Source organism: Variovorax sp. GW821-FHT10D07 (assembly GCF_059415325.1).
Window position 1 is genome coordinate 185,541 of the sequence record NZ_JBWKMZ010000002.1, and the last position, 13,991, is coordinate 199,531.

Here is a 13,991-nt window from a genome sequence, read left to right on the forward strand (position 1 = left end):
CGGGCGCCCTCCCGGCCCGCGCCTTCATCGCTTGCATTGACCCGAACGACAAGGAGACACGCCATGACCTCGCCCCTCGACCTTCCCTCCCCCTCGCTGCGCCGGCGCACCGTGCTGCAGGCCGCCGGCGGCGCCCTGCTGGCCTCGGGCGCCGCGCTGCCGCTGCGCGCGCTGGCACAGAACGAACCGTTCCGCGTCGGCCTGCCGATCCCGCTGACCGGGCCCTTCGCGGCCGAGGCGCGCGCGGTGCAGCAAGGCGCCGAACTCGCGGTCAAGGAATTCAACGCGGCCGGCGGCCGGCGCGCCGAGCTGCTGGTGCGCGACGACAAGCTCAACCCGCAGGAGGCCGTCACGCGCACGGTCGAGCTGATCGAGAAGGACCGCGCGCACTTCATCGTGGGCTCGGTGTCGGCGGCGGTGCAGCTGTCGGTCAACAACGCGACCAGGCAGCGCAAGATCATCTACAACTCGGTGAGCCAGTCCGACTCGATCAACGAGGCCAAGGACTTCAGCAAGTACACCTTCCACGAGTGCCTGAACCCGCACATGACCGCGGGCGCGGTGGCGCGCTACGCCTTCCCGAAGATGGGCAAGCGCGTGGTGTTCCTCACGGCCGACTACGCCTACGGCCACGAGATGTCGCGCGGCTTCCTCGCGGCCGGCAAGGCCTTCGGCATCGAGGTGCTGGCCGACATCCGCCATCCGCTGGGCCAGACCGACTTCTCGAGCTACTTCCCGCGCATCCTCGCGCTCAAGCCTGATGTGCTGGTGGTCTGCAACTTCGGCCGCGACCAGTCGATCGCCTTCCGCCAGGCCGGCGACTTCGGCGTCAAGCAGAAGTCGAAGATCATCGCGCCGCTCTTGATGCACTCGGGCCGGATGGTCGACGGCCACGAGGTGTATGCCGACATCATCGGCGGCACCGGCTACTACTGGGGCATGGAAGAGAGCACGCCCTCGGCGCGCGCCTTCAACACGGCGTTTCGCGCGGCCAACGGCGGCACCGCGCCGACCGACTACGCGGGCCTGGGCTATGCGGGCGTGCGCAACCTGCTGGCCGCGGCCAGGCAGGCCAACAGCACCGACAGCGACCGCGTGGCCGAGGCGCTGCAGGCCCTCAGGAGCGACGCCTACAAGGGGCCGACCTACTACCGCGCCTGCGACCACCAGTCGGTGCAGTCGGTGCTGATCGTGGAGTCGAAGCCCGCCGCGCAGGCCAAGGGCAAGGACGACATCTTCCGCATCGTCGCCACCGAGGCACCCGACGAGGCGCGCATGCGCAGCTGCGCCGAGCTGGGCCACGCCTGAGAGCCTCGCCGTGGAACTCTCCGTCTCCCTGCTGCTCCAGCAGCTCTTCGTGGGCCTGGCGCTCGGTGCCATCTACGTGCTGGTGGCCGTCGGCCTGTCGCTGATCTTCGGGCTGCTGGGCGTGGTCAACTTCGCGCACGGCGCCTTCTACATGCTGGGCGCCTACGTGGCGGTCTACGCCTACGGCCTCACCGGCAGCTTCTGGTGGTGCCTGCTGCTGGTGCCGCTCGCGGTCGGCCTGCTGGGGCTGGTGGCCGAGCGCTGGCTGATCCGGCCGCTGTACGGCCGCGGCGTCGACTACCCGCTGCTGCTGACCTTCGGCCTGGCCTACGTGCTGGTCGACGGCGTGCGCATGGTCTGGGGCGTGCAGGGCGAGGCCTTCGCCACGCCCGAGGCGCTGCGCGGCGCGGTCGACCTGGGCTTCGGCGTGTTCCCGCTCTACCGGCTGTTCCTGCTCGGCCTGTGCGCGGCACTGCTGCTGGCGCTGTGGCTGTTCATCGAGAAGACGCGCCTGGGCCTGGTGATTCGCGCCGGCGCGCGCGATCCGCTGGTGCTCAAGGTGCTGGGCATCGATGTGGGCCGCGTGTGGCTCTTGATCTTCGGCCTCGGCACCGCGCTCGCGGGCCTGGCCGGGCTGCTGGCGGCGCCGCTGCGCGGGGTGAATCCCGAGATGGGCGGCTCGGTGCTGATCGAGGCCTTCGTGGTCACCGTGATCGGCGGCATGGGTTCGCTGGTCGGCGCCATCGTGGCCGGCCTGCTGGTGGGCGTGGTGGTGGCGATGACCACGCTGTTCCAGCCCGAGCTCGCCGAACTCGCCATCTTCGCGCTGATGGCCGCGGTGCTGATCCTGCGGCCCAACGGGCTGTTCGGCGCGCGCGACTGAAGGCGCGCCCTTCGCTTCCAACGCTTTCCAGACCATGTCCACCACCACTTCCTCCTCCCCGCCCCCGCTGCGCGCGCCGCGCGCCGAAGCCGCCGCGGCCCCGGGCGCGCGACGGCTGCGCGAGGCGGCCACGCGCCACCGCGTGCCGCTGAGCATCGCGGTGCTCGCGCTGTTCCCGCTGGTCGTTCCCTTCCACGCGATGGCGATCAACATCCTGCTGTTCGGCCTGTTCGCCGCGGGCTACAACCTGACCTTCGGCTACACCGGCAAGCTGTCGTTCGGCCACGCGGCCTTCTACGGCAGCGGCGCCTACGCCTGCGGCATCCTGATCGCCAGCTACGGCCTGCCCTGGCCGCTGGCCGTGGCGGCGGGCATCGCGCTCGGCGGGCTGGTGGCGCTGGCCATCGGCGCGCTCGCGATCCGCACGCGCGGCATCTACTTCGCGATGGTCACGCTGTCGCTCGCGCAGTGCGTGTACTTCGCGGCCTTCCACGCGACCTCGCTGACCGGCGGGGACAACGGCCTGCGCGGCGTGAACGTGCCCACGCTGCGCCTCGGCGGCTGGCAGGTCGACCTGCTGCAGCCGCTGAACCGCTACTACTTCATGCTCTGCTTCGTGGCGCTGGCCGTGTGGCTGCTGTCGCGCATCCTGCAGTCGCCGTTCGGCGCGGTGCTCGAGGCGGTGCGCGAGAACGAGCAGCGCGCCCGCGCCTCCGGCTTCGACGTGGAGCGCGCCAAGCTGCTGTCGTTCGTGATCTCGGGCCTGTTCTGCGGGCTGGCCGGCGCGCTGACGGCGATCAACCTCGCGACCGTGGGCATCGACACCCTGTCGTACCACACCTCGGGCCAGGTGATGATGGTCACGCTGCTCGGCGGCATGGGCACCTTCTTCGGGCCCTTCGTGGGCGCCGGCGTGTTCCTCGCGATGGAGCATGCGCTGACGGCCGTGACCGAGCGCTGGCAGCTGATCGTCGGGGTGATCTTCATCGCGCTGGTGCTGTTCTTCCCGAAGGGCATCTGGGGCACGCTGCTCGCGAGGATGGAACGATGACGACCATGCATCGGGACGCCATCCTCGAGACGCGCGGCCTCACCAAGCGCTTCGGCCAGTTCACCGCCAACGAGGACATCGGCGTGAGCTTCCCGCGCGGGCAGCTCACCGCGATCATCGGTCCCAACGGCGCGGGCAAGTCGACCTTCTTCAACATGGTCTCGGGCGCCTTCGCGCCGAGCGCGGGCGAGATCCGCTTCGACGGCCGCGACATCACCGGGCTGGCCCAGCACCGCTTCGCGCACCTGGGCATCGCCAAGTCCTTCCAGGTGACCAACCTGTTCCCCGACCTCACGGTGCTGGAGAACGTGCGCGTGGCGGTGCAGGCGCTCGACAGCGGCTTCGACTGCTGGCGCCCGCGCGCCGCGCGCCGCGACTGGATCGAGAAGGCCGAGCGGCTGCTCGAGCGGGTGCAGCTGCAGGACAAGCGCGGCTTTCGCGCCGAGCGGCTCTCGCACGGCGAGCAGCGCGCGCTCGAGATCGCGGTGGCGCTCGCGAGCGACCCGAAGCTGCTGCTGCTCGACGAGCCCACGGCCGGCATGAGCCCCGAGGAGACGCGCTCGGTGATGGACCTGATCCTCGCGCTGGTGGCCGAACGCACGGTGGCGCTGGTGGAGCACAAGATGAAACTGATCATGGGCGTGAGCGACCGCATCGTGGTGCTGCACCAGGGCCGCCTGCTGGCCCAGGGCAGTCCCGCGGAGATCCGCGCCAACGAGGACGTGCAGCGCGTCTACCTCGGCCACGGAGGGCAACACCGATGACCCCATCGCAACCACCGCTGCTCGCGGTGCAGAAGCTCGAGGCCTGGTATGGCCGCAGCCACATCCTGCAGGGCATCGACCTCGAGGTGCACGCGGGCGAGATCGTCTGCCTGATCGGGCGCAACGGCGCGGGCAAGACCACGATCATGCGCAGCATCATGGGCCTGATGGGCCGCACGCGCGGCAGCGTGCTGTTCGACGGCGTGTCGCTGCTGGGCCTGCCGCCGCACCGGCGCTTCCACCAGGGACTGGCCTACGTGTTCGAGGAACGCCGCATCGTGCCCGGGCTCACGGTGCTCGAGAACCTGCGCCTGGGCATCCTGGCCTCGGGCCGGCGCGCGCGCGAGCAGGAGCTGATCGACGAGGTGGCGCAAACCTTTCCGCGCCTCAAGGAGCGGCTCGCGCAGGTGGCGGTCACGATGTCGGGCGGCGAGCAGCAGATGCTCGCGATCGCGCGCGCGATGGTGGCGCACCCCAAGCTGGTGATGCTCGACGAGCCCAGCGAGGGGATCATGCCGGTGCTGGTGGACGAGATGTTCGCGCTGTTCGCGGCCTGGAAGCGCGCCGGCAAGACGCTGCTGCTGGTGGAGCAGAACGTCGAGCTGGCGCTGTCGATCGCGGACCGCGCCTACATCGTCGACCAGGGCTGCATCGCGCACCACGCGGGCGCGGCCGAGCTGCTGGCCGACCGCGAGATCCAGGAGCGCTACTGCTCGGTGTAGCGCGCCCGGGCCTGGCTCAGGCGCCGTCGACCACCGGGTTCGACAGCAGGCCCACGCCCTCGATCTCGACCTCGCAGACGTCGCCGGCCTTCATGAAGACCTGCGGCTTGCGCGCCAGGCCCACGCCCGAGGGCGTGCCCGCGATGATGATGTCGCCGGGCTGCAGCGCGAAGGGCTCGGAGCACACCGACACCAGCGTCGCCACGTCGAAGATCATGTCGCGCGTGTTGGCGTCCTGCAGCACCTGGCCGTTGAGCCGGGTCTGCAGCTTCAGGCCGGCGGCGCCCGCGGGCAGCTCGTCGGCGGTCACGAACTCGGGGCCGAACGAGCCCGAGCGGTCGAAGTTCTTGCCCATCATCCATTGCGCCGACTTGAACTGGTAGTCGCGGATCGAGCCGTCGTTGAACACCGAGTAGCCGGCCACGTGGTCGAGCGCCTGGTCCTTGCCGATGTAGCGGCCGGCCTTGCCGATCACGATGACCAGCTCGCCCTCGTAGTCGAACTGGGTCGAGACGTGCGGGCGCTCGAGCGCCTTGCCGTGGCCCACCCACGAGGAGGCGAAGCGGTGGAACAGCACCGGGTAGGTCGGCGGGTCGAACTTGCTCTCGGCCGCATGGTCGATGTAGTTGAGGCCGACCGCGATCGCCTTGGCGGGCGACTGCACGGGCGGCAGCCAGTCGAGGCCCGCCAGCGGCAGCCGGCTGCGCGCGCTCTCGCCGGCGCGGCGCGCGGCGGCCAGGCCCTCGGGGCCGGCGCGCAGCAGTTCGTCGAGCGTGGCGGGCAGGCCTTCGGCGCTGAGGTTCACGACTTCGTCGCCAAGACGAAGACCGAGGGCGGGCTTGCCGCTGCTTTGAAAGGCCAGGAGGCGCATGGGAGTTCCTTGTGGTGGGTGAAAGAGGAAGAGAAACGCGAAAGGATCAGGCGGCGGGATCGGCGGCCGGCGGCGCGGGCTCGATCTCGAAGTTGGTGACGAAGTCCTCGGGCACGCGCGGGCCCCAGGCATAGAAGGAGTCTTCGGGCGGATGGTCGGCGGCGGGCCAGTCGAAGTCGCCGGGCACGAAGTCGATGTCGTACGAATACTCGGAGTAGCTGCCCCAGGGATCGCGCACGTAGTGGAAGTAGTTCGAGCCCAGCACGTGGCGCCCCACGCCCCAGCCGCGCACATGGCCGGCGGCCAGCATCTGCTCCATGCCGCGGCCGACCTCGTCGATGTCGGCCACGTCCCAGCTCAGGTGATGCAGGCCGGGGCCGCCCGACTTGGCCATCGCGACGAGGTGGTGGTCGCTGCCGTGCACGCCGTGCATGAACACGATCAGGTCGCCCGAACGGTCGGAGACGCGCAGGCCCAGCGCCTCCTCGAAGAAGCGCACCGCCTCGGGCACCTTGGCGCTGAACAGCAGCACGTGCGAGAGCCGGCGCGGGTGCACCTTCGGGATGCGCGCGCGGTTGAGCGACGCGCCCACGCCCGGCGGCGGACGCGGCGCGAGCACCCGCTCGCCCGCGGCCTCAGGCGAGCTCTTGGCGGCCACCACGACCTGCACCGGGAAGCCATCGGGATGCAGCAGCCAGAGGCCGGACTCGCCGCCCTGCCCCGCGCTCAGCGGATGGGCCTCGCAGCGCGGCAGGCCCAGCTGCTGCGCGCGCGCGGCGATGGCGTCGAAGTCTTCGGCGAAGCAGCCGAAGCGCAGGTACTGCAGCTTCTTGGGCTGGCCCGGCGCTTCGTGGAGCGAACCCCAGGCCTGCGGATGGCCGACGGTGTGGAGGTCGAGCCGGTCGCCATTGCGCCGCGGCGCCAGGCCGAAGGCGGCATAGAAGCGCTCGGCCTCGGCGAGGTCGGGCACGGTGAACACGAAGCGGTCGAGCGAATGCACGGCCTGCAGCGCGGCGCGCGGCGGGTTCTTGACGGTGCGAAGCGAGGAAGCGGTCATGGCGGCTTGTCTCCGGTGGACGGGTGGATCCGTGGTTTCTTGTTCGAAGAATATATTATTTATTGAATCATAGATTTAAAAGCCTGCCAAGTATGATCTGGGCCGAAGCAACGCCACGGCGCGAAAGGACGCGATGAACGAGAAGACCAAGGGCATGAGCCAGACCCGGCTGGTGTTCACCCACCTGCGCGCCGCGATCGTCGGCGGCCGCCTGCTGCCCGACGCCAAGCTCAACATCGCCGCGCTGGCCGAGGAGCTCGACGTGAGCGCGGGCGCGGTGCGCGAGGGGCTGGCGATGCTCGAGGCCGAATCGCTGGTGGTGTCGGAGCCCGCGCGCGGTTTCCGGGTCAGCCCGATCTCCGAGCCCGAGCTCGAGGACCTGGTGCAGGCGCGCATCGAGATCGAGAAGCTCTGCCTGGCCGAGGCGATCCGCCATGGCGGCCTCGAATGGGAAGGCCGCGTGGTGTCGGCCCACCACCGGCTGTCGCGGCTGGCCGAGCTGCAGCACGAGCTGCCGCAGACCCTGCTGAGCGAGGACTGGACCGCCGCCCATGCCGAGTTCCACCATGCGCTGGTGAGCGGCTGCCCCAACGGCTGGCTGCTGCGCATGCACCTGATGCTCTACCAGCAGAGCGAGCGCTACCGGCAGCTGTCGGCGCCGCTGGGCGGCGACCGGCGCGACGTGCGCGGCGAGCACCAGGCGCTGGTCGACGCGGTGCTCAGCAAGGACGTGCAGGCCGCGCAGGCGCTGATCACCGAGCATCTGCAGACCACGGGGCGCCTGCTGGTCGAGGGCCTGCGCGCGCAGGCGCCGAAGGCCGCGAAGCGCCGCGCCTAGCCCCGCGGCGATTGCGCCGCCACATCACAGCTATATCGCGCGGCCCCTTCAACCGGCCCGCCCGGCATCGCAAGCTCGCTGCATCTTCAACAAAGCATGCAAGGAGCGACACGATGTTCGCGATGCAGTACTCGCACCGGCTGCCGGCCGGGCACGACATGGAAGCCATCCGCCGCCGCGCGGCGCAGCGCGGCCCGCTGTGGGACGACACCGAGGGCCTGGTCTTCAAGGCCTTCGTCGCGCAGGAGCGCGGCCGGCACCGTGCCGTCGGCCACCTCTACGCCTCGGTCTACCTGTGGCGCGAGCCCGCGGCCGCGGCTTCGTTCCTGATGGGCGAGCGCTTCCAGAACGTGATCGACAGCTTCGGCCGGCCGCGCGTGGAGAGCTGGCTGCCGCTCGATGCGCGCGCCGGCGCGGCGCGCACCGAACGCGCGGCCTGGCTGCGGCGCAGCGAGCGCGCGCTCGATGCCGATGCCGATCGCGCGGCGGTGTTCGCCGCGCAGGCCCGCGAGCCAGAGGCAGGCGTGGTCGCGACCTGGAGCGCGCTCGACCTGGCCGCCTGGCGGATCGTGCGCTTCACGCTGCTGACGGATGCGCCCGATGCGCCCGATGCAGGCGATGGCGACGCGATCTACGAAGTGCTGCACCTCGCGCAGCCGGGCCTGGAGACGCTGCCATGAGCACCGCGTTCGACCTGCTCGCGGGCCATCTGCTGGCCGTGCTCTCGAGCGCCGCCGTGCTGGCGATGGCCACCGCCGTGGCGGCCATCGCCCTGCGCGCGCTCAGCGCGTGAGGCCGCCGGCCGTCGCACGCATCGCGTCCGACAGCGACTTCAGGGCGCGCCGCGCCGGCGCATCGGACACGCCCGCATGCAGCACCACGTCGCGCGCGGGCAGCGGCGGCAGGCCCAGCACCGGGCCGACCTCGATCGTGCCGGCCGGCGCCACGCGGCGGCCGAGCGCGGCCACGGCGAGTCCGGCCGAGACGGCCGCGCCCACCGTGAGGATGCCGCCGCCCACGAACACCTCGGACCACGGCACGCCGCCCTGCGCCAGCGCCGTGACGGCCATCTGCCGCACGCTGCAGGGCTCGGCCTGCGTCGCCAGCGGCAGCGGCTCGCCCGAGCGGTGGATGAAGTCGGGCGCGGCCATCCAGCCGAAGGGCTCCTCGAACAGCACCTCGCCGTCGAGCCGGCGGCTGTCGTGGCGCAGCACCAGCACGGCATCGAGCGTGCCGCGGTCGAAGGCCTCGAGCAGTTCGCGCGAGGTGGAGATGCGCACCTCCATCACCACGCCGGGCTCGGCCTGCTTCACGCGGCGCAGCAGCAGCGGCAGCTCGGCGCCGACGATGTGGTGGCTCAGGCCCACCACCAGCCTGCGGCGCGGCGCCGCGAAGGCATCGAGCGCGCCGCTGTGCGCGGCCAGCAGGTTGCGCGCGAAGGGCAGGAAGGCATCGCCCTCGGCCGACAGCCGCACGCGGCGCGGCGTGCGTTCGAGCAGCCGGCGGCCCAGGCCGTCCTCGAGCCGCTTGATGCGCAGGCTCACGGCCGACTGGGTGCCGTCGAGCGCCTCGGCCGCGCGCGTGAAGCTGCGCAGGTCGGCCACCAGCACGAAGGCCTGCACGGCCTCGATGTCGAGCGCCTTCATGGCGCGCGCCCGTCGAAGGCTGGGGGATCGGTGGGGACGATGGAAGGCGCGCTCATTTCGATGCGATCATTTCACAAGGCATTCGCCCGCGTGTTCCGGCGCGGCACATCGACCCTCCACAGAAAGAGACATCCCGTGTCCCTCGAAACCCATTCCCCCGTCAATGCGCCGCTGATCGGCGTGCCCGGCGGCCGCCAGCAGCTCGACACCCCGGCGCTGCTGATCGACCTGAGCGCGATGACGCGCAACATCGAGCGCATGGCCACCTTCGCGCGCTCGCGCGGCGTGGGCCTGCGGCCGCACGTGAAGACGCACAAGTCGGTGGCGATCGCGCGCATGCAGGTCGCGGCCGGCGCCATCGGCGTGAGCTGCGTGACGGTGGGCGAGGCCGAGGTGATGGTCGCGGGCGGCATCCCGGGCGTGCTACTGACCTCGCCCGCGGTCACGCCGAGCAAGATCGCGCGCGTGCTCAAGCTCGCGCGCCAGGCCGGCCCCGGCGGACTGATGGTGGTGATCGACGATCCGCGCAATGCCGCCGAGCTCGCGCGCGCGGCCGCCGCCCTGCCCCATCCGCTCGACGTGCTGGTCGACTACGGCGCGGGCTACAACCGCACCGGCGCCGCCACCGAGGCCCAGGTGCTGGCGCTGGCCGCGGCGATCGCGGCCGAACCGCGGCTGCGGCTGCGCGGACTGCAGGCCTATGCGGGGAACCTGCAGCACATCGTGGAGCGCGAACACCGCAGCGCTTCGGCCGCGGGCCTGCGCAGAACGGTGGCGCAGATCGTGGCCGCGGCAGAACGCCAGGGCATCCGCTTCGAGATCGTGACCGGCGCCGGCACCGGCACCCACGACCTCGATGCGCAGGGCGACGGTTTCACCGAGCTGCAGGCCGGCTCGTACGTGTTCATGGATGCCGAGTACGCGCAGGTGCTCGCCGGCAATGCGCCCGGCCAGGAGTTCGAGGTCTCGCTGTTCGTGCAGACCGCCGTGGTCAGCACGCAGGCCGCCGACTGGGTGACGGTGGACGGCGGCAGCAAGTGCTTCGCCACCGACAGCGGCGTGCCGCTGGTGGCGCGCGGCGCCGGCACGGGCAGCCGCTATGCCTTCTTCGGCGACGAGCACGGCAAGCTGCTGGTGCCGGCCGACGAGCGCCCGGCGCTGGGCGCGCGTGTCGAGTTCGTGACGCCGCACTGCGACCCGACGGTGAACCTGCACGACGTCTACCACGTGGTCGAGGACGACACGCTGGTCGCCATCTGGCCGGTGGATGCGCGCGGGAAGCGCTGAGGAAGAAGAGGAAGAAAGCCGCTCAGACGCGCGGCAGCGCGGCCAGGTAGGTCGACACCACGATCGCGGCCGCGCGGTCGAGCTGCAGGATGTCGGCCACGTCGAAGGCATGCGGCGCGGTGCGGCCGGTGGCGCCCAGCGGCTTGCGGATCTCGACCAGCACCTCGGCCGCGAGCTCGCGATCGCTGCGCGGACGGCCGTCGGCATGCATCACCCAGGCATCGACGTCGTCCATCGCGATGGTGCGGAACACACCCACGATCGGGACGTACTTGTAGCGATCCTCGCCCACCAGGATGGGGACGTTGAGGTTGCAGAAAAACGTGGTCGTCGACATGCAGGATCGCTGCCGTGGCAAGGCTTCTTAATAATTGATAAGTGTGATGCGAAGGATTTCCCATGACGGCAGAGTTCACGGCATCCAGCCGTGACCTTCTGCACACAAACCGTCCCAAACAGCCCCGTCGCATGCAAAACGAATACTTACATTTTACATGTTCGTAAATCTTTGTGTCGCAAAGGCGTCCATTTGTTACTTAATTCATTCGTAAAGATGTGACGCATGCACGTTTCATGACCTTGTCATCACGCGCCGAGAAGCGCCGGCGCAACCGTGCCGCCACGGGGCGGCCTCGTCACGTACCTGCAATGGCGATGCTGCCGTGCGCGCGGAAGGGCTCGACGGCGGCCGCGGGCGTGCGGAGCCGCGCGCCGCGCGAGGCGGACGTGCGCTGTCGGCGCCCGAGCCCGGCGCCGCTCAGTCGGGCGCGGTGAAGCGCGGCGCGCGCCGCTCGATGTTGGCGCGCACGGCCTCGACCTGGTTCGGGCTGCCGATCAGCGCCTGCTGCTCCACCGACTCGGCGATCAAGAGCTCGGCCGCGCTGTGCGCCAGCGAGGCATTGAGCAGCCGCTTGCCGGCGCGGATCGCATCGGGACTCTTGCCGGCGATCTCGTGCGCCATCGCGAGCGCCTCGGCCAGCGGATCGGCCGAAAGGCGCGTGGCGAAGCCGAGCTGCAGCGCCTCCTCGCCCGAGAACACGCGGCCGGTGTAGGTGAGCTCGCGCACCACGTCGCTGCGCGCGAGTTCGCGCATCAGCACCATGCCGCCCATGTCGGGCACCAGGCCCCACTTGATCTCCATCACCGACAGCCTGGTGTCGGGCGCGACGATGCGGATGTCCGCGCCCAGCGCCACCTGCAGCCCGCCGCCGAAGGCCACGCCGTGCACCGCGGCGATCACCGGCACCGGCACCTCGCGCCACACCATCGCGACCTGTTGCGCGGCATTGGCCAGGCCGTGCGTGCGCGCCACCAGCCCGGCGCCGCCGGCCGACTGGCCCAGCACCTCGCCGGCCGCGCCCTGCTCCATGCGCTGGAACGAGGCCATGTCGAGCCCCGCGCAGAAGGCCTTGCCGCGCCCGGCGATCACCACCGCGCGCACCGTGGCGTCGGCACGCAGCGATTCGCCGGCGGCGATCAGCGCATCGAACATCGCGGGGTCGAGCGCGTTCATCTTGTCGGCGCGGTCCAGCTGCAGTTCCACCACGCCGTCGGGGTGGCGGATCGTTTCGATGCGTTCGGTCATGCGGTGTGTCTCCTGGGGTCGTTGGCAAAGTATCGCGCGCCGCGGCGCTCGGCGATGATGGCGGCTGTCGCCGACCCAACACCCGCACCGCCGTCCATGTCCCTCGACCGCCGCCGCTTCCTGCAATCGGGCACCGCCGCCGTGGTGGCGCTGCTGGCCCAGCACCCTGCCGGGGCCACCAAGCCCACGCTGTCCGGCGAAGCTGGCGAAGCACTGGGCTTCACGGCCGTGCCGGCCTCGCTGCGCGACGCGGTCGTGGTGCCGCCCGAGTACGAATGGCAGCTGCTTTACCCCTGGGGCACGCCCACCGGCATCGCGGGCCAGCCGATGCCCGCCTTCGCGCCCGACGGCGGCAACAGCGCGGCCGACCAGGCGCTGCAGGCCGGCATGCACCACGACGGCATGCACTTCTTTCCGCTCGCCACGCCCGGGCGCGCGCTGCTCGTGATGAACCACGAGTACACCGACGAGCAGTTGCTGCATGCCGACGGCGCGAAGGAATGGAATGCGCAGAAGGTGCGCAAGTCGCTGCATGCGATGGGCGTGTCGGTGATCGAGATCGCGCGCACGCCCGAAGGCGGCTGGCGCCAGGTGCTGCCCTCGCCCTATGCCCGCCGCGTGCACGGCAACACGCCGATGCGCATCGCCGGCCCGGCCGCGGGTTCGCCGCGCCTGCGCACCGCGCTCGATCCGGCCGGCACCGAGGTGCTCGGCACCTTCGCCAACTGCGCGATGGGCGTCACGCCCTGGGGCACCTACCTGACCTGCGAGGAGAACTTCCACGGCTACTTCGGCGGCCCGAAGGAGGCGGCCAAGGACGCCACGCCCGCGCAGCGCCGCTACGGCACGGTGGCGGGCTCGCAGTGGGTCGAGTACTGGCGCTTCGACGAGCGCTTCGACCTGAGCCGCCATCCCAACGAGCCGCACCGCTTCGGCTGGGTGGTCGAGATCGATCCCTTCGACCCCGCCGCGAAGCCCGTCAAGCGCACCGCGCTCGGCCGCAAGCGCCAGGAGAGCGCGACCTGCACCGTGACCAGGGACGGCCGCGTGGCGGTCTACATGGGCGACGACGCGCGCTTCGAATACATCTACAAGTACCTGAGTACCGACCGCATCGCGCCCGCCGGCGAGGGCTCGCGTGCGGCGGCCAATGCGCGGCTGCTCGACGAGGGCACGCTGTACGTCGCGCGCTTCGACGCCGACGGCCGCGGCCGCTGGATCGAGCTGGTGCACGGCCGCCACGGGCTCGACGCCGCGGCCGGCTTCGCCGACCAGGCCGAGGTGCTGGTCCATGCGCGGCTCGCGGCCGACGCGGTGGGCGGGACGAAGATGGACCGCCCCGAGTGGATCGCGATCAGCCCCGGCGGCGAGGTCTACGTCACGCTCACCAACAACAGCCAGCGCGGCGACCTCGGCAAGCCCGGCCCCGATGCCGCGAACCCGCGCGCAGACAACCTGTTCGGCGGCATCCTGCGCTGGCGCGAGGACGACGGCGACGCGGCGAGCGCGGGCTTCGCCTGGGAGCATTTCGTGCTCGCGGGCGACACCGCGCAGCCCGGCAGCGGCGCGCGCTATCCGAGCGCCGACGCCGACCTGTTCGGCAGCCCCGACGGCCTGCACTTCGACAGCGGCGGCCTGCTGTGGATCCAGACCGACATGAGCGGCCAACTGATCGGCAAGCCGCCCTACACCGCCCTGGGCAACAACCAGATGCTGGTGGCCGACCCGGCCACGGGCCGCATCAAGCGCTTCCTGACCGGGCCCAGCGGCTGCGAGATCACGGGCTGCGTGGTCGCGCCCGACCGCCGCGCGCTGTTCGTCAACGTCCAGCATCCGGGCGAGTCGCGCGACGACGGCAGCGCCACCCACAACAGCGCCTGGCCCGACGGCATCGCACCGGGCAGCGCGCGGCCGCGCTCGGCCACGCTGGTGATCCGGCGGCGCGACGGCGGCATCGTCGGTACCTAGAGGAGACCACC

General features: G+C 71.2%; 14 protein-coding genes. 9 read left to right on the forward strand and 5 right to left on the reverse strand.

All coding sequences use genetic code 11. From position 1 onward, the window contains the following. Window positions 1-63: 63 nt before the first annotated feature. From AC07PU_RS06045 to AC07PU_RS06065, 5 genes are read left to right on the forward strand one after another with little or no spacing between them, the layout of a single operon-like run. Window positions 64-1,308 (forward strand): ABC transporter substrate-binding protein, encoded by a 1,245-nt coding sequence (locus AC07PU_RS06045; protein ID WP_208509667.1) that lies wholly within the window; start codon window positions 64-66, stop codon window positions 1,306-1,308. Between the two features lie 10 nt (window positions 1,309-1,318). Continuing rightward, a complete protein-coding gene (locus tag AC07PU_RS06050; RefSeq protein WP_057594262.1) occupies window positions 1,319-2,191 on the forward strand; it encodes a branched-chain amino acid ABC transporter permease in 873 nt (290 codons plus the stop codon). Window positions 2,192-2,225: 34 nt separating this feature from the next. Further along, on the forward strand, window positions 2,226-3,242 hold the full coding sequence (locus AC07PU_RS06055) for a branched-chain amino acid ABC transporter permease (RefSeq protein WP_296789115.1): 1,017 nt from the start codon (window positions 2,226-2,228) through the stop codon (window positions 3,240-3,242). 5 nt (window positions 3,243-3,247) lie between these two features. Next, on the forward strand, window positions 3,248-4,006 hold the full coding sequence (locus tag AC07PU_RS06060) for an ABC transporter ATP-binding protein (RefSeq protein WP_208509303.1): 759 nt from the start codon (window positions 3,248-3,250) through the stop codon (window positions 4,004-4,006). Beyond that, on the forward strand, window positions 4,003-4,728 hold the full coding sequence (locus AC07PU_RS06065; protein ID WP_296789113.1) for an ABC transporter ATP-binding protein: 726 nt from the start codon (window positions 4,003-4,005) through the stop codon (window positions 4,726-4,728). Before AC07PU_RS06060 ends, AC07PU_RS06065 begins: the two co-directional genes overlap by 4 nt. Window positions 4,729-4,744: 16 nt before the next feature. On the opposite strand, the gene AC07PU_RS06070 is transcribed toward AC07PU_RS06065, so the two are convergent. Both AC07PU_RS06070 and AC07PU_RS06075 read right to left on the reverse strand, forming a co-directional pair. Further along, complete coding sequence (locus AC07PU_RS06070) at window positions 4,745-5,599, reverse strand: fumarylacetoacetate hydrolase family protein (RefSeq protein WP_296794321.1); 855 nt, start codon at window positions 5,597-5,599, stop codon at window positions 4,745-4,747. Between the two features lie 46 nt (window positions 5,600-5,645). Beyond that, window positions 5,646-6,656, reverse strand: coding sequence for a VOC family protein (locus AC07PU_RS06075; protein ID WP_495316089.1), 1,011 nt, complete (start codon window positions 6,654-6,656; stop codon window positions 5,646-5,648). A gap of 133 nt (window positions 6,657-6,789) precedes the next feature. On the opposite strand from AC07PU_RS06075, the gene AC07PU_RS06080 reads away from it, so the two are divergent. Both AC07PU_RS06080 and AC07PU_RS06085 read left to right on the forward strand, forming a co-directional pair. Next, complete coding sequence (locus tag AC07PU_RS06080) at window positions 6,790-7,494, forward strand: GntR family transcriptional regulator (protein WP_093342544.1); 705 nt, start codon at window positions 6,790-6,792, stop codon at window positions 7,492-7,494. A gap of 113 nt (window positions 7,495-7,607) precedes the next feature. After that, the gene (locus tag AC07PU_RS06085; protein ID WP_495316091.1) at window positions 7,608-8,174 is read left to right on the forward strand and encodes a DUF4865 family protein; all 567 of its coding nucleotides are present in this window, start codon (window positions 7,608-7,610) and stop codon (window positions 8,172-8,174) included. 102 nt (window positions 8,175-8,276) lie between these two features. Here AC07PU_RS06085 and AC07PU_RS06090 read toward each other — a convergent pair whose 3' ends face one another. Beyond that, a complete protein-coding gene (locus AC07PU_RS06090) occupies window positions 8,277-9,140 on the reverse strand; it encodes a LysR family transcriptional regulator (protein WP_398493889.1) in 864 nt (287 codons plus the stop codon). 135 nt (window positions 9,141-9,275) lie between these two features. Between AC07PU_RS06090 and AC07PU_RS06095 the strand changes: the two genes are divergently transcribed. Next, the gene (locus AC07PU_RS06095; protein WP_495316094.1) at window positions 9,276-10,427 is read left to right on the forward strand and encodes a DSD1 family PLP-dependent enzyme; all 1,152 of its coding nucleotides are present in this window, start codon (window positions 9,276-9,278) and stop codon (window positions 10,425-10,427) included. 22 nt (window positions 10,428-10,449) lie between these two features. Here the strand turns inward: AC07PU_RS06095 and AC07PU_RS06100 are convergent, their stop codons facing one another. Together AC07PU_RS06100 and AC07PU_RS06105 are read right to left on the reverse strand one after the other, a co-directional pair. After that, a complete protein-coding gene (locus tag AC07PU_RS06100) occupies window positions 10,450-10,764 on the reverse strand; it encodes a hypothetical protein (RefSeq protein ID WP_093342549.1) in 315 nt (104 codons plus the stop codon). Window positions 10,765-11,184: 420 nt separating this feature from the next. Further along, on the reverse strand, window positions 11,185-12,012 hold the full coding sequence (locus AC07PU_RS06105; RefSeq protein WP_495316097.1) for a crotonase/enoyl-CoA hydratase family protein: 828 nt from the start codon (window positions 12,010-12,012) through the stop codon (window positions 11,185-11,187). A gap of 96 nt (window positions 12,013-12,108) precedes the next feature. Here AC07PU_RS06105 and AC07PU_RS06110 point away from each other — a divergent pair, with 96 nt between their 5' ends. Beyond that, window positions 12,109-13,980, forward strand: coding sequence for a PhoX family protein (locus AC07PU_RS06110; protein WP_495316099.1), 1,872 nt, complete (start codon window positions 12,109-12,111; stop codon window positions 13,978-13,980). Window positions 13,981-13,991 lie beyond the last annotated feature (11 nt).